The organism is Enterocloster bolteae (genome assembly GCF_002234575.2).
GTDB classification, from domain to species: domain Bacteria; phylum Bacillota; class Clostridia; order Lachnospirales; family Lachnospiraceae; genus Enterocloster; species Enterocloster bolteae.
The window spans coordinates 346,592-365,564 of record NZ_CP022464.2; the positions used below are offsets into that span (position 1 = coordinate 346,592).

14 protein-coding genes are annotated in these 18,973 nt (G+C 48.4%); 7 read left to right on the plus strand and 7 right to left on the minus strand.

Features of this window, described 5'->3' with window-relative positions; genetic code table 11:
• Positions 1 to 43 precede the first annotated feature (43 nt).
• Complete coding sequence (locus tag CGC65_RS01740) at positions 44 to 901, minus strand: helix-turn-helix domain-containing protein (RefSeq protein ID WP_002566340.1); 858 nt, start codon at positions 899 to 901, stop codon at positions 44 to 46.
• Between the two features lie 238 nt (positions 902 to 1,139).
• Between CGC65_RS01740 and CGC65_RS01745 the strand changes: the two genes are divergently transcribed.
• Both CGC65_RS01745 and CGC65_RS01750 read left to right on the plus strand, forming a co-directional pair.
• On the plus strand, positions 1,140 to 2,540 hold the full coding sequence (locus CGC65_RS01745) for a family 4 glycosyl hydrolase (protein WP_002566339.1): 1,401 nt from the start codon (positions 1,140 to 1,142) through the stop codon (positions 2,538 to 2,540).
• Positions 2,541 to 2,778: 238 nt separating this feature from the next.
• Positions 2,779 to 3,879 carry a hypothetical protein gene (locus tag CGC65_RS01750; protein WP_002566338.1) on the plus strand — a complete coding sequence of 367 codons (1,101 nt, stop codon included), beginning with the start codon at positions 2,779 to 2,781 and terminating at the stop codon, positions 3,877 to 3,879.
• A gap of 116 nt (positions 3,880 to 3,995) precedes the next feature.
• Here CGC65_RS01750 and CGC65_RS01755 read toward each other — a convergent pair whose 3' ends face one another.
• The 6 genes from CGC65_RS01755 to CGC65_RS01780 form a co-directional block, all read right to left on the minus strand.
• Positions 3,996 to 5,156 carry an amidohydrolase gene (locus CGC65_RS01755; RefSeq protein ID WP_002566337.1) on the minus strand — a complete coding sequence of 387 codons (1,161 nt, stop codon included), beginning with the start codon at positions 5,154 to 5,156 and terminating at the stop codon, positions 3,996 to 3,998.
• Positions 5,157 to 5,217: 61 nt separating this feature from the next.
• Positions 5,218 to 7,053: a S9 family peptidase gene (locus CGC65_RS01760; protein WP_002566336.1), complete on the minus strand. Its 1,836-nt coding sequence runs from the start codon at positions 7,051 to 7,053 to the stop codon at positions 5,218 to 5,220.
• Entirely contained in the window at positions 7,050 to 9,014 is a 1,965-nt protein-coding gene (locus tag CGC65_RS01765) for a S9 family peptidase (protein ID WP_002566335.1), read from the minus strand. The genes CGC65_RS01760 and CGC65_RS01765 overlap by 4 nt, the downstream gene beginning before the upstream one ends.
• 150 nt (positions 9,015 to 9,164) lie before the next feature.
• On the minus strand, positions 9,165 to 9,968 hold the full coding sequence (locus CGC65_RS01770) for a tetratricopeptide repeat protein (RefSeq protein WP_002566334.1): 804 nt from the start codon (positions 9,966 to 9,968) through the stop codon (positions 9,165 to 9,167).
• Positions 9,969 to 10,143: 175 nt separating this feature from the next.
• Positions 10,144 to 11,256: a response regulator transcription factor gene (locus tag CGC65_RS01775; protein WP_002566333.1), complete on the minus strand. Its 1,113-nt coding sequence runs from the start codon at positions 11,254 to 11,256 to the stop codon at positions 10,144 to 10,146.
• The gene (locus CGC65_RS01780; RefSeq protein WP_002566332.1) at positions 11,249 to 13,084 is read right to left on the minus strand and encodes a sensor histidine kinase; all 1,836 of its coding nucleotides are present in this window, start codon (positions 13,082 to 13,084) and stop codon (positions 11,249 to 11,251) included. Before CGC65_RS01780 ends, CGC65_RS01775 begins: the two co-directional genes overlap by 8 nt.
• A gap of 251 nt (positions 13,085 to 13,335) precedes the next feature.
• Between CGC65_RS01780 and CGC65_RS01785 the strand changes: the two genes are divergently transcribed.
• The 5 genes from CGC65_RS01785 to CGC65_RS01805 are packed head-to-tail and all read left to right on the plus strand — an operon-like array spanning position 13,336 to position 18,929.
• Positions 13,336 to 14,307: an ABC transporter permease gene (locus tag CGC65_RS01785; RefSeq protein WP_002566331.1), complete on the plus strand. Its 972-nt coding sequence runs from the start codon at positions 13,336 to 13,338 to the stop codon at positions 14,305 to 14,307.
• 41 nt (positions 14,308 to 14,348) lie between these two features.
• Positions 14,349 to 15,242 (plus strand): ABC transporter permease, encoded by an 894-nt coding sequence (locus CGC65_RS01790; RefSeq protein ID WP_002566330.1) that lies wholly within the window; start codon positions 14,349 to 14,351, stop codon positions 15,240 to 15,242.
• A gap of 31 nt (positions 15,243 to 15,273) precedes the next feature.
• On the plus strand, positions 15,274 to 16,263 hold the full coding sequence (locus tag CGC65_RS01795; protein WP_002566329.1) for an ABC transporter ATP-binding protein: 990 nt from the start codon (positions 15,274 to 15,276) through the stop codon (positions 16,261 to 16,263).
• Positions 16,260 to 17,201 (plus strand): ABC transporter ATP-binding protein, encoded by a 942-nt coding sequence (locus CGC65_RS01800; protein ID WP_002566328.1) that lies wholly within the window; start codon positions 16,260 to 16,262, stop codon positions 17,199 to 17,201. The genes CGC65_RS01795 and CGC65_RS01800 overlap by 4 nt, the downstream gene beginning before the upstream one ends.
• 51 nt (positions 17,202 to 17,252) lie before the next feature.
• Positions 17,253 to 18,929 (plus strand): ABC transporter substrate-binding protein, encoded by a 1,677-nt coding sequence (locus tag CGC65_RS01805; protein ID WP_002566327.1) that lies wholly within the window; start codon positions 17,253 to 17,255, stop codon positions 18,927 to 18,929.
• Positions 18,930 to 18,973: the final 44 nt, after the last annotated feature.

Genomic DNA, 18,973 nt, shown 5'->3' on the forward strand with positions numbered 1-18,973 from the left:
ATGTTTTAGTATAACATCTATTCTGATGTTTTAAAAGTCATTTTTAAAACGTGTACTGCTTTCTGTATCCGGAAGGCGAGGTCTGGGTGTACTGGTGAAACACCCGTTCAAAATAGGTAATGGTCTCATATCCAACAGATTCCGATACCTCTGTGATGCTCATGGAAGTGTTGGATAAAAGTTCTCTGGCCCGGCGAATTCGTATCATATTAATATATTCATTGACAGTGAATCCGGATGCTTCCTTGAATATACGGCTCAGATAACATTTGTTGACATAAAAATGAGCCGCAATTATCTCCAGGGACAGGGCTTTATCATAATGGTCAATGATATAGGAGGCAACTTCGTCCACCTTCCTATGTTTAGGCTGGGTGGAAAGAGGAAGGTCCGCAGACAGGGAGGAAGGACCTGACATGTGCCTTTGGGCGAGAATAAACAGCTGGGACAGCTTAGACATGGTTATATGCCGGAATCCCGGCTTTTTTTCATGCAGTTCTTTTGCTGCGCCGTCCAGCAGGTATTCAGCCAGATTTTGTCCCTCCTTGTCCAGGTTAAGAATGCCGGAATTACGGCGGAAGAAGCCTTCCAGAGACATTTCCCCTGTAAATGCCAGGAAATCTGAAAAGGGATTCTGGTCCAGAGATATAAGGATTCTCTCATGGCTGCCGGGGCCGGCCTGGCTGGTCTGATGAATCTGGTTTCTGTCAATGAACACAAGGCTTCCGCCTGTGACATGGTAGGTCCTTCTGTCAATGAAATAATACCGTTGTCCCTCCAGCAGATAGTATATCTCATATTCATTATGGAGATGTTTACAGGGCATGGTAAAGGCTGCCTCCCTGCGGATGCGGTCTATGGCTATGCCGTCTGTTTTTTCAGCATATAAGATCTGTTCCATGATTCTCCTGGCCTCACATATTTATTTACCTATTCGTTAAGATGTCATTACGTCCGCGGCAATCGTCCGTCCGCCGCAATTGTTGTAATTATAGTAAATATAAGTTGAATATAGCTGAAACTAATCAATATAGAATAAGATAATTATACTAAATTTATTTATAATGTCCAGTATAGAAAAGGATGGAAAAGAAAAAAGCGTACAATGAAAAGACATGAAAGAAAGGGAGGTATTTGAAATGATTTATGAAAATGATGTGGTAAGGGACGTGCAGATTGCATACATAGGAGGCGGTTCCCGGGGATGGGCCAGAACTTTTATGACAGACCTGGCTATGGAGCCAAGGATGAGGGGAACTATACGGCTGTACGATATTGATACAGAGGCCGCAAAGGCCAATGAGACAATTGGAAACCACCTGTCCCAGAGAAAAGAAACAGTAGGTAAATGGATATACAGGACCTGCATGAGCATGGAAGAGGCCCTGACAGGAGCTGATTTTATTGTTATCTCCATTCTTCCCGGAACCTTTGACGAGATGGCGGTGGATGTTCATATGCCGGAGCGTCTTGGAATCTGCCAGTCCGTGGGTGATACGGCTGGGCCGGGAGGTATGATAAGAGCCCTCCGCACCATTCCTATATATGTAGAATTTGCAGAAGCCATCAGACAATATGCCCCGGATGCCTGGGTTATCAATTATACCAATCCCATGTCCTTGTGTGTAAAGACGCTGTACCACGTCTTTCCGCAGATTAAGGCATTTGGATGCTGTCATGAAGTATTCGGCACCCAGAAGGTATTAAAGGGGATTGCAGAGGATGTTCTGGGGCTTAAGCACATTGACAGGAAGGATATCCAGGTAAATGTTTTGGGTATCAACCATTTTACATGGTTTGACTATGCATCTTACAAGGGAATCGACCTGTTCCCCATGTACAGGAAATATGTGGATGAACATTTTGAGGAGGGTTATGCGGAGCGTGATACCAACTGGGCTAATGCATGCTTTGCCTGTGCGCACAGGGTGAAATTTGACCTGTTCAGGCGTTATGGTCTCATAGCCGCAGCCGGAGACCGGCATCTGGCTGAGTTTATGCCGGGGAATGAATATCTGAAGGATCCTGAGACAGTGGAAAAATGGAAATTTGCCTTGACTTCTGTGGACTGGCGTAAGGAGGATTTGGAAAACAGGCTTGAAAAGAGCCGCAGGCTTTTAAATGGTGAGGAGGAGATTAATTTAGAGCCCTCGGGGGAGGAAGGAATTCTTCTCATCAAAGCGCTCTGCGGTTTGGAGCGGGTGGTCAGCAACGTGAACATACCCAATACAGGCCTGCAGATTGGAAATCTTCCAGCAAAAGCAGTGGTGGAGACAAACGCCGTATTTGAGCGAAATGCCATCCGCCCCATTCTGGCCGGGCCTCTGCCTGAGTGTGTGAGGGAACTTATTATGCCGGCGGTGGAGAACCATGAGGCCATACTGGAAGCAGCACTTACCTGTAATGAGGAACTGGTGGTCCGGGCTTTTATGAATGATCCCCAGGTTAAAGGCAGGAAGTGTAAAGAACAGGATATCAGACAGCTTGTAAGGGATATGCTGGACGGAACCAAAAAATATCTTCCGAAGGGATGGAAGTAAGATAATTGTTCAAAAATATTGTTAAACAGCATTACAATCTAAAATTATTTCAAGGTGTAGGAATGAAGCCATAAGATGTACATACCGCTGGAGAAAAATAAAGAACAGGGAAAACGTTTATGCCTGGATTTGTCATATTTCGGCCATATTTGAATTTTTTGTAACATCACTTGCCCATGGGAACTATTTGTAGTAAGCTATACGTAATGACAAATGTTCCCATAAGGAGGAAATGCAGGTGGGACAGGCAATTACGGATTATGTAAAGTTCCTGGCAGATGCCAGGGATGCAGTGTACCGTCTTAACTGTGACCAGAATACGGCCGGCCAGCTGGCGGATGAAGAAGAGAGGAAAGAGCGGGAGCTTGAGGCTGCCAGGAAGGCTGTGGCTGACTCCGTGAACCAGACTATCAGGAAGCGTCTGGATGAGATTAACTCCAGCTACGATAAGGAGATTGGAAAAGGACAGGAACGTCTTAAGAAGGCCAGGGCAAAGCGGGAGAAGGCCAAGAGTCAGGGAATGAAGGAACGGATTGCAGAGGAGACCAGCGAACTGCGGGAACATAACCGGGATTTGAAGGTACAGCTGAGGACGCTGTTCCAGAAGAACAGGGTGCCCGCCTGGTGTGGGACTACTTTTTATTATGCCCTGTATTACCCCAGAGGATTTAAGGAGACCATGATATTCCTGCTTACCCTGATAATCTTCTTTTTGGGGATTCCCTGCGGCATCTATTTCCTGATTCCTCAGAGGGTTATCTGGTATCTGGCGGCTGTGTATTTTGCGGATGTCCTTTTGTTCGGCGGGGTTTATGTGATGATTGGAAACAAGACCAGGCTTCGTCACCAGGACACTCTCAAGAGGGGACGGGATATCCGCAACGTCCTGAGGTCCAATCAGAAGAAGATAAAGGTTATTACCAAAACCATTCAAAGAGACGGCAACGAGGATATATATGACCTTGAAAAATATGACGATGAGATTGCCTGTGTGGAGCAGGAGCTGTCGGAAATCGCTTCCAGAAAAAAGGATGCTTTGAGCACCTTTGAAAATGTGACCAAAACCATTATTTCAGATGAAATCATAGCCAGCCACAAGGAAAATCTGGACAGGCTTAAGCAGGAACTGGACCAGGTTTCTGCGGATCTGCGCAGCCTGGAGGGCAGTATCAAGGAGCAGAATATACGTATTACAGATACCTACGGCCCGTACCTGGGCAGGGAGTTCCTGCAGCCGGAGAAACTGGTACAGCTTTCCAGATTTATACAGGACGGTTCAGCGTCTAATATTACGGAGGCCATTAAGGTGTATCGTGATGCCGGGCAGGATGAGAGATGATTAAAAGATTAAAGAAACGAAATCCAGAGACGTTACCCCTTTTGAGGACTGTCTCTGGATTTTTTATATGCAGCAGAAATGTCTGTGCCTGAAGGAAAGACAGTATCACAGCAATGCTATCTCCTACAGGAAAACACCTGCCTTCCATCAATAAATACAGAAAGGATATTGGTTTGGATATCAAAGGGATTTCCGTCGGTCACCACAATATCCGCATCTTTACCCGCTTCCAGGGAGCCTACCCGGTGAGCCACACCAATATGCTCAGCGGGATGAATGGTTATGGCTTTCAGAGCTTCAAACTCATCCATCCCAGCCTTGACCGCCAGGCCTGCGCAGAGAGCAAGATACTGCTGAGGGATAAAGGGAGCATCAGTAATGATGGAAACATGGCAGCCCCGGGCCGCCAGTACGCCAGGCGTGTCCCAGGTTTTGTTTCTCAGCTCAAACTTGTTTGCATGGCCCAGCGTGGGTCCCACAGCCAGCATTACGTTTTCCTTTGCCAGTTCTTCTGCGACCAGGTGCCCTTCCGTGACATGTTCCAGTGTAATATCGACATCAAACTCCCTGGCGATACGAAGAGCGGTAAAAAAGTCATTTGCCTGGTGGGCGTGGGCCTTCAGCGGGATTTCTTTCCGGAGCACCGGCAGCATGGCCTGGAGTTTCATATCAAAGGGGGGACGGTCTGCTATATGATCGCCGGCACTAGCCAGTTTTGCCTCATATTCCCTGGCCCTGAAAAGAACATCACGCAGGCGGGCAGCAGTGGTCATGCGGCTGGAGTTCCCTTTCTCCTTGTAGTTACGCTTTGGATTCTCACCAAAGGCACACTTCATGGCAGCTTCTTTTTTAAGACACATCTGCTCCACCCTGCACCCAACGGGTTTGATGGCAGCAAAGGTACCGCCCAGAACATTTGCACTGCCAGGGCCTACGCAGAGGGTTGTTACACCTGCATTTCGCGCCTCCAGCAAGGTTTCATCCCTGGGTTCAATTCCATCAATGGCGCGAAGCTGTGGAGAAATAATATCTCCCAGTTCATTATAGTCATGTCCTTCGTAGCCAATGCCATAGCCGGACAAACCGGTATGGGCATGGGCTTCTACAAAGCCTGGATATATCTCAGATCCTGCCGCATCGTATACTTCTGCACCATCCCAGAACATGTCCGGCTCAATTTTCACGATTTTTTTGTTATCCACCAGAATATCAGCGATAAAAGGATTCCGGTCGACCGCATTATGAATAAGTCCGTTTTTAATCAGCAGCATAGCCATTCTTACCTGCCCTTTCTTATTAATTAAGATTCAATTTATCCGGTGTGGTCCGGATATTTTTTTATAGATACATTTTCAGCCACCGAAGGATTTCGGTGTGATAACGGTCACGGGCCAGAGGTGTTCCCTTGCTTGCAAGGCTGTGGTTTTCTCCGGGGAATACACATAATCTGGCCGGCACGCCATGAATCTTTAGCGCGGTGAAGAGCATCTGTCCCTGAGAAAGATGGCTGCTGCGGTCGTTCTCACCGTGAAGCAGCAAAGTGGGCGTTTTCATGGAAGCGATGCGGCTGAGAGGAGAACGTTTCCACAGTTCCCCGGTTTGCTTAAAAGCACAGGCTTTCATCTGTTTTTCGGCAAAGGCAATGCCATGATCACTGGTGGATACCATAGAAACACAGTTGGAAATGACCCCATCACAGATTGCGGCTCCGAAGCGGTTACATTTTCCCGTGGCAGCCGCAGCCAGATAAGCTCCGTAGCCGGTGCCAATCACAGCCAGACGGCTGGGATCGATCTCAGGGCAGGCATCCAGAGCAGCGTCCAGGAAACGGATAAGACCGTTGCAGTCATCGTCTCCCAAGTGTCCGTCCAGCATGGAAAAATCTTTGCCATAGCCCATGCTGCCGGGCAGGTTGGCAAACAGCACAACATAGCCGTTTTGGGCAAGCAGCTGCATACCAAAGTGGTACACTTTACCAAATGCCTGCTGAGGACCATCATGAAGAAATATAACCGCCGGGCAAGTCTTTTCCTCTGTTTCTTCCCGAAGAGCCCAGCCCTGAATACCATGGCAGGGAATTTCCACCATAGGGTAAAAAGGAAGCGTGTCATTACCGTGTAGGTGTGAAATCATTTGTTCCCCATCCTCCAGGACGTAGACCTCCTGACAGGAGCCCCTGCGCAAACCAGCAAAAACAATCCGTCCTGCCCGAACGTCCAGCTGTTCAATACTGCCTGGGTCAAGGGTCAGGCATAGCGGTTCGCCTGAGGCAGACAGTTTATAAATCTGGGAGGAGCCTTCCTTTGTGGCGGCAAAATAGAGAGCATCACCATCTGCGCATAGAATTTTCCCCTGCAGGCCGATATCGGAAACAATGTAATTGCCAACCGCAATTCCGGAAACATACAGGGGATCAGCTTTGCCGGTGTCCAGGGAAACCTGTATCAGGGCGGGAGCAGAGTCTGTCTCACGCTCAATATCAAGAGCATAGATAAAAGCATAATTGCTGCCCAGGGCAAGATGTCTGATATCACCGCAGTTCCTGCGGAGTAACCGGTCTTCTCCGGCCCAATAGCGGATCTCATTGACGATCCTCCCATGGTTCCCGAGGATATATCCGGCATAGGCCAGACCGTTTGAATGTGCTGATACAATACGGACATCCATCTCCTCAGGAGAAATACGTATAGGCTGGCCGCCGTAGGAACAAAGAAAAAGCTGACGCCGGATTTTGGCACGGTATCCCTCGCCGTCCTCCCAAATGGGAAGTTCATCCAGGATTGTCCACGATCCATCCTCCTGAGCCTTTTCCTCGGTAATTGGGCGGCGGGCTGAGATGAGAAGCTGTCCCAAAACCCATCCTTCAATTCTGGCGTCAAAGGGGATGTTCCAGACGGTTCCTTCCGAACCGTCCTTCAGGGACAAAAGCGCGAATTGTGTACTATCTGCGCTGGGACGCCCAACCGCCAGTGCAGCATCATCTACCCAGGCAAAGCTGGTAATGCCGGACATCCCAATGGGATAAGACACGGTAAAATCACTGACATACAGATGGGTTTCATAATTATTTTCTGCTTCACAGGGAGTGTGGACAAGGAACGCGCAGCGGCTTGTTCCGGGAGAGATCCGCAGATCCGATACGCTGTGCAGACTTAGTAGTTCAGGATGCTTCATTCCATACGTTCTCCTTTCAGGTATTTGTCCATCCAGTTTGTAATCTCTGCCAGGCGTTTCATGCGGCAGCGGGGCTTGCCGGCACGGGACAGTTCATGGTTTTCTCCATGGAACAGGCACATACGCACGGGTATGCCTGCCAGTATTGCTCCGGTATAAACCGGCATCATTTCACTCAGAGGGCAGCGACGGTCTTCATCAGAATGGATAAAGAGCATAGGAGTTTTAATGTTCATAGCATATTTCCCAGGGGAATGCTCCCAGGCGTTTTTGGCGTCATACAGCGGTGATGGGGGAAACTGCTCGCTGGTGACCCAGAAGCCGCTGTCACAGGCAGCATAATGCACCATCCAGTCACCGATACTGCGCTGGCTAGCCGCTGCAGCAAACCGGTCTGTATGGCCTGCAATCCAATTGGTCAGGAAGCCTCCATAGGAGCCGCCGGTGACACCGACCCGGGTCCGGTCAATTTGGGGATATATGTCCAAAACATGGTCCGTAAATTGCATCAGGTCATCATAGTCCAGGGTTCCGTTGATGCCGGAGATTGTAGAATAGGCATCCCCGTGGCCGTCGCTTCCCCTGGGATTACAGAAGAATACAAAGTAACCCTCATTGGCCCAGAGCTGCATCTCATGGTAGAAAACCATACCATAGCAGGCCTTGGGACCGCCATGGATGTCCAGAATAGCAGGGTAAGTACGGTTTACATCATAATTGGCAGGGGGAATCACCCAGCCGGTTATGGTCATATTATCATGATTTTTAAAGTAGCAGGGAACGGGCGGGCAAATCCTGTGGCTGTCTGCATAGTCCCGGTTGAAATTTGTAAGTCTGGTTTCCTGACCCGTGACCAGATTAAGCGTATACAGCTCCTGCAGGCCCATGTCCCGCATTCCTACGAAAACAGCTTTATCACCCTTTATGTCAAAGCAGTCTATGGATCCTTCCCGGCGGCTGATTTGGCGGAAGCTGCCGTCGGATGTCACCTGAAACAGGTGACTGGATTCAAAATGTGCGGAGGTGAAGTATATGCTGTCTCCAGAGCACAGACTGGTGGTGCCGGTTCCATAGCGGCAGTCGGAGCCGATGCCCAGCCCGCCTATATAATGGTCAGGATAGCAAAGCTCAGAAACTTCATTGCTGGAAAGGTTAAGTGTATAGAAGATGGGATTTTCATTGCTGTCATGGTTTCCTTTTGTACCGGCAAACAGCAGATTCTGGCCTGTCATGGCGGCATAGTAAATCCGGTAGATATTGGGCTTCACAACAATGCTGCCAGTTTCGGCGGGAATGTCATACAGATAGACGCTTCCTCTGATTCCGCGGACATCTGTATATTCATGTCCATGACATACAATTTTTTGTTCCTTCATGCACAGAGTGTAGCCCATTGTTTCAAAGCGGGGAGGCGTAATCTGCCGGAGAGAGCCAGTGAACTGGTTAAACAAATACAGGCTGTTGCGGCTGCCGGAGGTGTATCCCACACCGTTGAAATGGGCAGGAAGTTCCTCCAGAACCACACAGATTTTTTCCGTCAGCAGTCCCTTGGCTTCTTCATTTACAAAGCTGGCAGCTTCCACAAGCCATAGAGCATCCGTTACGGGCTGAATAGCCTTGACCCGTATGGGTATGCTAAAGGCCGGGCTGAGGCTGCCTTCAGGATTCACTTTAGTAAAGTGGGTTTCGGCGTCGGGCGTGGCATAGAGAAGCGAGCCGTCCGGTGCCCAGCAGAAAACCTGTTTTTTATTGCCGGAGGTCACCTGAATGGTACGGCTGCGGCTTAAATCATATATCCAAAGATTAGAATCATATCCATCCTGGGTCCGGCTGCACTGATGAGTCATGAATGCAGCGCGTGTTCCATCCAGAGAAAGAGACGGGTTGGAAAGGCTTTTAAAATGCAGAAGATCGGTAAGCCTTACAGGAATGGAATGATTTTCAGTAGTTTTGTTAGTCATGAAAAACCTCCTCTATTGCGCAATAGAAAAAGGCGGTTTTGATATATGGCATCAAAACCGACCTTTGGTATAGAGCTGTGTTATTTCCCAAAACAGCGGTTTCCCGGCCAATGCCGGAGCAGATTCTTAAGTCTTACCAGAAAGATAATATTAAGCGTTGCTGCGCGCCTTCTTATCAACCATTGCAGCCAGGTAGCCAAAGACCATCCACCATTCAGGCCCGGCTTCATCCAGAATACGGTCAATAACACGGTTGGAATTATCCAGATCTCCGGTAATATAGTAATAGTTGGAGATGGCATACAGGCGGGTAAACTTATCCTTGCAGTCAGGCATATTACACTGAGCCTCGGTATCCTCAGGAGAAACCCAGCCCTTGAACATACGAAGCGTACTGAAGTAGGCTTCGCGGCTTGCCTCAAATTTCATATCCTTGGTGATAAACGCCAAAATACCTTCTGCTTCCTCCTTACGGTCCAGGCGCATGAGAGTAGACCAGTACCATCCAGTGGTCGTTATAATGTCGTCTCCGCGGGCCAGGCTGTAGCAGGTTTTGTAGGCGTCCGCCGCCTTTTCATATTCGCCCAGCAGATAATGGGACAGCGCCAGCAGATACCAGGCCTCCCAGATTTCGTGGATATCAACCGTGTTGGGAACCAGCCGGGTAGACATAATAAAGTCAGAGCAGGCTTCCTGGAATTCCCAACAGGACAGGTGGCGGTGTGCGCGGTTGCGGTATCCCAGCCAGTTGAATGGATCCAGGCAAAGGGCCTTGGAGTAGGATTCAACCGCTTCCCGCATCAGGTTCTGCTCTACTAAGGCCAGACCCCGTTTGATCCAAAGCTCTGCATTCTCAGGATCCTTAGCCAGCTGCTTGTTTAGTTCCAGGACCTTTTCAGACAGTTCAATGTTGGTTCGTACTGGATTTGCTACTTGATTCTCACTGCGTACCATATGATTCATCCTCCTAATGATAAACTGATAATTATAAAATATCATGACTATATTTTACCTTGCGTTCTATGGAAGATGAACGGAAAATCTTTTGGTATCGTTTAATATTTTACAAAATACCTGAAAATAGAAACTGGCACTGTATCCGGAAAGATACAGTGCCAGTTTCGAAGTGCTACATTCGGTGGGGAATTGAGGAGGATTGGGCTCTGAATTGGGATGGGGTGATTCCTTCCGTTTTACGGAAGACCTGCGAAAAGTATTTCTCGTCGTCATATCCTATACAGTAGGCGATTTCGTAGACCTTCATGGTCGTGCCGCATAAAAGCTCCTTAGCCTTCTGGATTCTTACAGACTGTATATAGTTGACAAAGGTGGTTCCCAGAATCCTGGAAAACAGACTGCTCAGATAGGGGGACGAGAGCTCAATTTCATTCGCAACGCTGTCCAGAGACAGATTTTCGTTATAGTGAGCCTGTATATACTGAATCGCCTTGTTTACATAAACACGGGAAACATCTCCGGACTCAAGCAGCGAGATAGCATCCAGCACAATGGATGTGAGTGTCTGGTGGATTTCCCGGGAGCTATCACTGCCAGAGCTATCCCGGTTCTCAAAATATGGAGCTGAGAAACAGCTTCCGCGTTCCAGCAGGAACCGGCAGACCTCTACATAAAGGATAATCGCACAATTCAGACGGCTTTCAGTATCGCCGTTTAATTCACACAGACAGTTCCAGAAACAGTCAAGCTCCCCTAGAACACTTTCTTTTGTACCCACTTTCAGGCACTCTAACAGGCGGTGTTCTTCGCGGGAAGGGTAGTGAAGCAGGGAGAAGTCAATGGCATTGCCGGCCAGTGACTTTTTTTTACTGTCAGGGGACGGGGTATCCGGGTAACTGCTGCGGATAAGCTCCAGGTGCCTGATGGATTTTTGGATTGCCATAATCACATCGTCAGGGCGGAATGGCTTTAATAAATATTCTACCGCTGCCAGGCTGACCGCCCTTCTGGCAAATTCAAAGTCGTCGTATCCGCTCATTATAATAAAGGCAGGAGAAATCAAATCCTCTGAACGGATCTTCTCGAGAACATCAAGGCCAGTCATTCCGGGCATCTGGATATCGATCAAAACAATATCCGGGCGTAAAGAGTTGATAAGATCATAGGCGGCGAAACCATCCGAGGCCTCTCCGACCACTGTGATTCCATAGGTATCCCAGTCAATGAAATTGACCATAATCTGCCGGGTTTCCTCTTCATCGTCAATAATCGCCAATCTAAGCATTGGAGGTACTCCTTTCATCTATCTCTTTTACAGGAAGAATAATTTCAATGGATGTCCCCTGTTCACTGTGAATGCGGAAAGTGAAATCGCTTCCATATACCAGTGTAAGACGGTCATAAATGTTTTTAACCGCAAAGCGGTTGCTTTTATTTGGTCTTTGACCCTGTTCCGCCGCAGCCGGGATTACCTCGCTGGGTAAGTACCGGAGAATTTCCGGGGGAATTCCGCACCCATTATCCTGAATCATAAAGTGTAACGATTTTCCATCCTCTGACAGGGCAACAGACAGGGAAATGACCAGATTGAGGGAAGAATCCTTTGCCATGCCATGAACGATGGAGTTCTCAACCAGAGGCTGAAGAATCAGTTTTGGAATCTGGCGGTCAAGGACATCCTCATCAAAATCAATATGATAGTCAATTTTTTTGCCCAGCCGGTATTTCTGCAGGGATAAATAGTAGCTGACCAGATCAAGTTCCTGCTTCACTGAAATAATGCTCCTGCCGCGGCTCAGACTGATCCGGAATACCTGTGCCATGGAATAGGCAATATCAGCGATTTCCTTGTTTCCGCTTTTGAGGGCCTGCCACTGAATCGCATTGAGCATATTGTAGAGAAAGTGTGGATTAATTTGCGCCTGCATCAGGGCAAGCTCTGCATCCTTATTTTTTAAACGCAAGTCATATTCCGATATCCTAAGACGCTCGTTATCCAAAACCATATCATTAAAAGCTTTTCCCAGAAGGCCAATCTCATCCGTATATTTAAACTGAACTTTTACATTCTGCTGCCCCTCTGCAAATTGCTGGATGGATTTTGTCAGGCTTACCAGGGGTTTCGTGATCATTTTGGAAACCAGTATAATTGATGGGAACAGACTGAGAATATACAGAAACAATCCGGCTAATATATAGCTGTACACCACATCAATCCCAAAAGCAAACGGAGTATGACGGTAGAGGAAAAACGCCACAAAATCAGTGGAAGGAATGGCCTGGTAACTGACTCTGTACTTGCCGCTGCTTAAATCAGCCGTATAAAGGCCTGCATCGCTGCCAAAGGAGTTGTTGGATAACAGACGGATATCGTCCTCATTCAGATCAATATTGGAACGGTTATAGACCACCTGGTTGCTTGAGTTGACAATTGCCAGGTTTTCAGACAGCTGCTTTGCGGTTTCGTCGAAGCCAAGCAGGGAACGGGAGTCAATGGTAACAGCTACGGCTCCGATCATATGGACATCGTTGCTGTCCCGGACTGCTCTCCACAGACACAGCTTGGGAGAAAAATCGTACTTCATAAAATCACTGTTATTGTGGTCAATATAGTCCCATACATAGGTGGCCTGTCCTGATGCCAGCTTCTGAAAGGCATCATTATTTTTTTGATTGATTGGCGCCCGGGAGGTATCCTTTGTAGTATAATAGACAGCCTCGCCTTCGGCATTGTAGAACACAGTGCTGAGAATGATGATTGTGGGGGTTTTGAACCTGGACTCGTCCAGGACGGTTGCAACAGGAAGACCGGAATTGCTGGTATCCATCATATTCTTGATATCAGGAGACAGAGCATAGTAGTCTGCTACGCCAATCATATACTGCTGGCGGCTGTTAATCATAAGAATCGCAACCCTCAGCAATTTGGAGTGCTCCTCAGACAGCCGCTGTTCAGAAGCGCGCCCAACAATGCCAAAAAGGAATAAAGAGAGAAATAAAAATAGAATGATTACGATTAAATAAATAAAAACGCTGATTTTTACGGTCAGACTTTGATTCATAAGCCGTTCCATGACGGACCGGCTTTTTTGTTTTATAAACCCCTTTTTCATATAGCCTTCATCCTGTTATCGTATGAGTCTGTTCAATCGTTTTAAGCTGCTGGCGTTCAGCGCTCAGTTGTCTGAACTGCTTTTAGACATTATATATCATATCCATGTTTTTTTGAATAGGAAATAAAAATATTCAACCAAATCTTAAAATCGTAAGTTTAACTTGTTATTGTTATAATTTACAATTAGGTTGCATCAATGATACGAACATTAATGCAATATTGTTAACAGCTTAAAGGGGGTGAAGATTTGTGCTAAAATATATTTTTAAGCGTATTTTGATGATGATTCCGGTTCTTCTGGGTGTTTTGTTCCTGGTGTTCACCATGAACGAGATTTCTCCCGGCGATCCGGCGGCAATGATTGCCGGCGACGCAGCTTCCGTGGAAGTTGTGGAGCAGATTCGTGAAGATCTGGGACTGAACAAGCCGCTGCCGGTCCGATTTTTTAATTATACTAAAAATCTCGTACTCCATGGCGACCTGGGTACATCCTACAAGACAAAACGTCCTGTTTTGGATGAAGTTATGGATCGGCTGCCTACAACCATACTTTTGTCATTAACCAGCGCGGCATTTGCGGTGTTTCTCTCCATTCCGATTGGAATTATCTCCGCCATCAAGCAGAACACCTGGATCGACAATCTGCTGATGGTACTGGCTCTGATTGGTGTGGCAATGCCGGCATTCTGGCAGGGCTTGATGACCATAATACTGTTCTCCGTTAAGCTGGGATGGTTTCCAAGCTATGGATTTACAACACCGGCTCACTGGTTCATGCCGGTTCTGACCATCGGCACCGGCGCTATGGCGTCTTTGGTCAGGATTACCCGTTCCAGTATGCTGGAGGTTATCCGTCAGGACTACATACGGACTGCCAGGGCAAAAGGCCAGACCGAACGGAAAGTCATTATTTCCCATGCATTAAGAAACTCAATGATCCCAATTATCACAGCGATTGCCATTCAGCTGGGCAGTATGCTGGGCGGAGCAATTGTGACAGAAACTGTCTTTGCGATTCCAGGCATAGGGATGCTGATGATTCAGTCCATTAAAGCCCGCGATTACCCCACCATTCAGGGAGCTGTGGTTGTAATTGCTGTTATGTTCAGTCTTTTGAACCTGGTGGTAGACATTATATACACCTTTGTGGATCCCAGACTGAAATCCATTTACCAGACCAAAAGAAAAGTTAAACACTTTATTGCCAAAAGTGAGACATAACAGGTTTCTGGTAAAAACACACGCAAAGGAAGGTCTGATTTATGATGAAAGCAAGGACCGGGGGGAAACCCCGTAAAACCACAAAGAAATACGGAACCTCTCAGTGGGGAGAAGCCTGGATCCGTCTGAAGCGGGACAAGAAGGCTATGATGGGATTGGTTATTATATGTATTCTGCTGTGCTGCGCGTTGGTACCCAGCCTTCTGGCTCCCTATGGTTTGGATGAGCAGCGTCCCGCGGAAGCACTGCAGTGGCCCAATCTGCTGCATCTTATGGGGACAGACAACTTTGGACGGGACATTTTCAGCCGTATTATCTACGGTGCGAGAACATCCATAGTGGTTGGCTTTATAGCTGTTGGCTTCGCCTGCATCACGGGTACCCTGATAGGCGCGGCCGCGGGCTACTATGGCGGTAAAGCGGACAATGTGCTTATGCGCTTCATGGATGTTCTTATGGCAATCCCAAGCACCCTGCTGGCAATTTCTATTGCAGCGGCCCTGGGATCAGGCTTGGTCAATCTGATGATTGCGGCAGGAATCGGTACGATTCCCTCCTATGCCAGGACAGTACGTGCCTCGGTTCTTACCGTTAAGGATCAGGAATATATAGAAGCCGCGCGGGCCGGGGGTGCCAGTGATTTGAGGATTGTTCTGCGCCATATTCTCCCAAATTGTTTGGCACCCATCATCGTGCGCTCTACTTTAGGCGTTGCAAGCGCGATTCTCACCTGTGCGTCACTGAGCTACATCGGACTGGGTATTCAGCCGCCCACACCCGAATGGGGTAATATGCTGAACACCGGTAAAGCGTATCTGCTGAACGAATGGTACATGGCGCTGTTTCCCGGGCTGGCAATTATGATGGTTATTCTGGCGCTGAACCTGCTTGGCGACGGATTGCGGGATGCCCTGGATCCCAGAATGAAACGGTAAGCAGCTGTTAAGCAAGGAGTTGAAACAGATTATGAACGAGACATTATTAGAAATAAAGGATCTTGTGATCCACTATGAAACTGACAGCGGCGTCGTGGAAGCGGTTAACGGGATGAATCTGGTATTGAATAAGGGCCAGTCTCTGGGCCTGGTGGGCGAGACCGGCGCTGGGAAAACCACTACCGCCCTGGGAATCCTACGGCTTTTGTCCGAGCCTCCTGCCCGGATCATCAGCGGTGAGATCCACTTTGAAGGCAGGGATGTCCTTGCCATGGATAAGGATACCCTGCAAAAATATCGGGGCAAAAAGGTCTCTATGATCTTTCAGGACCCCATGACCTCCCTCAACCCGGTCATGACAATCGGCGAGCAGGTCATGGAATCCCTGGAAATTCATGAGCCCAACCTTTCCAGAGAAGAACTTGCGGCAAAGGCGCAGGAAACCCTGGAAATGGTCGGTATCCGGGAGGAGCGTTTCAACGACTACCCCCATCAATTTTCCGGCGGTATGAAACAGAGAGTGGTCATTGCTATTGCTCTGTGCTGTAACCCGGAGCTGCTCATTGCCGATGAACCCACTACTGCACTGGATGTAACAATTCAGGCCCAGGTGCTGGATATGATCCGCACCCTGAGAAATGAATTACAGACCTCGATGATACTGATTACCCACGATCTCGGCTTGGTGGTGGAGAACTGCGATATGGTGGCCATCATTTATGCCGGTGAAATCGTGGAGTATGGCAATCTGGCAGATATTTTTGAAAATGCCAGGCACCCTTACACCGTTGGCCTGTTTGGGTGTATTCCAAACATTGACAAGGATGTTCACAGGCTGAAGCCCATTGAAGGACTGATGCCCGATCCAATGAATCTGCCGGATGGATGCCCCTTCCATGACCGCTGCGAATACTGCATGGAGATCTGCCGGAAGGAAAAACCCGCGGATCTGGAGATTGCTCCGGGCCATATTGTCAAGTGCCATCTTTGTGACACCGGGGAAAAGGAGGGATCAAAATGAGTGTGCTATTAGAAATCAGAAACCTGAAAAAATACTTTCATGTTCCTGACGGCTGGCTGCATGCCGTGGATGATGTGTCTTTTTCTCTGGAGGCAGGCAAAACCCTGGGAATCGTGGGAGAGTCCGGCTGCGGCAAATCAACATTGGGCCGTACCATTGTACGCCTTCTGGACTCCACAGAAGGAGAAATATGCTTTGACGGAAAGAGGATCACAAACGCCAGAGGAAAGGAACTGAAGAAACTGCACACGGACATGCAAATCATCTTTCAGGATCCCTTTTCCTCCCTGAATCCCCGTATGACCGTTAAGCAGATTATCGCGGAACCGCTGCGCTGCTGTGAAAGATTATCTGCAAGGGAGATTGATAAGCGTGTAGATGAGTTGATGGAGCTTGTAGGCCTGGCCAGCCGGCTGGCAGGAAGCTATCCTCATGAGTTGGACGGCGGACGCCGTCAGCGTATCGGTATTGCCCGGGCATTGGCTCTTAACCCCAGGTTCATTGTCTGTGACGAGCCTGTTTCCGCACTGGATGTTTCCATTCAGGCCCAGATCCTGAATCTGATGCAGGATCTGCAGGAGCGGCTGGGGCTGACATATATTTTCATCACCCACGATCTATCGGTTGTCAAACATATTTCAGATGAAATTATGGTGATGTATCTGGGACAGGTTGTGGAAAAATGCGGCTCCGATGATTTATTTAAGGACCCGCGCCACCCATATACCAAAGCCCTGCTTTCTGCAATCCCAATTCCCAGCTTAGGTGTAAAACGGGAGAGAATTTTTCTGAAGGGAGAGCTGACATCTCCCGTCAACCCCAGGCCTGGCTGCCGGTTTGCTCCCCGCTGCCCTTATGCGGACGAAGAATGTTTCAAAAGAAACCCCTTATTGGCGGATGACGGCCGCGGGCATTTCGCCGCCTGCCATCATATTTAATCCAGGCAACATAGTGAGAGAAACAAACACAAATCTAAGGAGGATCCATTTATGAAAAGGAAATTAGCACTGGTTATGGCAATGCTCATGGTGCTGGGTACATTACCCGCCTGCAGCAGCAATAGCGGCGGTTCCCCGTCTGAGAAGGGGGGAAGTGCTGTATCCGGCGGGGCTGCCGGAACAGAGGCTGGCGCCGTCATCGAGACAGGCGATAAGATCAATTCCACCTACACAAACAATACTCCCGATGCTAACCTGTCTGTAACTGCTGTGGAAGATACGCTTACCATTGCTCTGGCCAGTGAGCCTCCGTCCCTGGACATTTTTCAGCTGTCCGACAGTGCTGCTACTCTGGTTTCAAAGGTTCATTGTGAGGGCCTGCTGAGGCGTAATGACGCAACCATGGAATATGAAGGTGTCCTGGCAAAATCCTGGGAGAACGTGGACGACACAACGATTCGGTTCCATCTGAGAGATGACGTTTACTTCCACAACGGCGAAAAAATGACGGCCGAGGACGTTTTGTACATGTACCAGCGCGGCAATGAGCTGCCGCTGCAAAGCTCCTTCTACAATATGTACGATCTGGAGAAGTGTAAGATCATCGACGACTATACCCTGGATATCGTCACCTTTGAGCCCTTCCCTCCTATGGAAGATTTTATGAGCGACCCCGCGGACTGCGTTCTGAGCAAGAAGGCAATTGAAAGTTCGACTCCTGAGGCCCTTGTCCGGGATCTGAACGGAGCAGGTACCGGCCCATACAAGTTTGTTGAATGGATTGCCGGTGACCGCATTGTGTTTGAGCGCAACGAGAATTACTGGGGCGAAAAGCCTGAGTTCAAGAACCTGGTATTCCGTATCATTACCGACTCCACTGCCAGAACCCTGGCTTTTGAGGCAGGTGACGTGGATATCTGCATGCAGCCTCTGACCACTTCTGTGGACTCTCTGCGCCAGAATCCCAACTGCGATATCTGGACCTGCGATACTTTCACCACTGCCAATATTGTGTTCAACTGTACGGTGGCGCCTCTGGACAACAAGCAGGTTCGCCAGGCCCTGGCCTATGCCCTTGACCTGGATACTATAGTTGACACTGTTTACTCCGGAACCGGCAGAAAGCATGACAGCTTCTTCACTCCCCAGAATGAAGGCTACCACCCTGCTGATCCTGAAAAGGATAAAGCCTTGTTGGAGTATAACCCGGAGAAAGCCAAAGAGCTGCTGGCTGAGGCAGGTTACCCTGATGGCTTTACCATCAAGCTCTGGACTAACGAAAACCAAAACCGTATTGACCTTGCAGAAATCCTACAGAATAACTGGGGCGCTATCGGTGTCAAGGTTGATGTCTCCATTATGGAGTTCGCGACGCTGATGGCTGAGTACAGCAAGGGAATCCATGAAGTTGTCATCTGTGCCTTTGCCCCCACCGGTAAGGACGGCCAGTTCTACTACCCTTATATGCATTCCACAGGTCCCTTCAGAAGAAACTATGCGGGAATCAGAAATCCTGAAATCGACAAGCTGATGGAAAATGCCCAGAGCAGCCTGGATAAAGAGGAGCGTGCAGCGGACTACGCTAAGGTTATTGATATTTTGCGTGAAGAAGTCTATATGATTCCCCTGCACAACTCTGAGAATATTTTTGGTGTTCGTTCCACACTGACCAACTTTGAACCAAACCCAGTAAGTTTACCGCGTCTGGCAATTGTCAAATCTAAATAGCGCTTTGTACAGATTTTGACATTTACTTATAGAAGCAAATATAA

Coding starts and splice junctions, on each gene's coding strand:
- CGC65_RS01740 (WP_002566340.1), bottom strand. CDS start 901: ATGGAACAGATCTTATATGCTGAAAAAACAGACGGCATAGCCATAGAC.
- CGC65_RS01775 (WP_002566333.1), bottom strand. CDS start 11,256: ATGCTTAGATTGGCGATTATTGACGATGAAGAGGAAACCCGGCAGATT.
- CGC65_RS01765 (WP_002566335.1), bottom strand. CDS start 9,014: ATGACTAACAAAACTACTGAAAATCATTCCATTCCTGTAAGGCTTACC.
- CGC65_RS01805 (WP_002566327.1), top strand. CDS start 17,253: ATGAAAAGGAAATTAGCACTGGTTATGGCAATGCTCATGGTGCTGGGT.
- CGC65_RS01755 (WP_002566337.1), bottom strand. CDS start 5,156: ATGGCTATGCTGCTGATTAAAAACGGACTTATTCATAATGCGGTCGAC.
- CGC65_RS01790 (WP_002566330.1), top strand. CDS start 14,349: ATGATGAAAGCAAGGACCGGGGGGAAACCCCGTAAAACCACAAAGAAA.
- CGC65_RS01800 (WP_002566328.1), top strand. CDS start 16,260: ATGAGTGTGCTATTAGAAATCAGAAACCTGAAAAAATACTTTCATGTT.
- CGC65_RS01795 (WP_002566329.1), top strand. CDS start 15,274: ATGAACGAGACATTATTAGAAATAAAGGATCTTGTGATCCACTATGAA.
- CGC65_RS01770 (WP_002566334.1), bottom strand. CDS start 9,968: ATGGTACGCAGTGAGAATCAAGTAGCAAATCCAGTACGAACCAACATT.
- CGC65_RS01745 (WP_002566339.1), top strand. CDS start 1,140: ATGATTTATGAAAATGATGTGGTAAGGGACGTGCAGATTGCATACATA.
- CGC65_RS01760 (WP_002566336.1), bottom strand. CDS start 7,053: ATGAAGCATCCTGAACTACTAAGTCTGCACAGCGTATCGGATCTGCGG.
- CGC65_RS01780 (WP_002566332.1), bottom strand. CDS start 13,084: ATGAAAAAGGGGTTTATAAAACAAAAAAGCCGGTCCGTCATGGAACGG.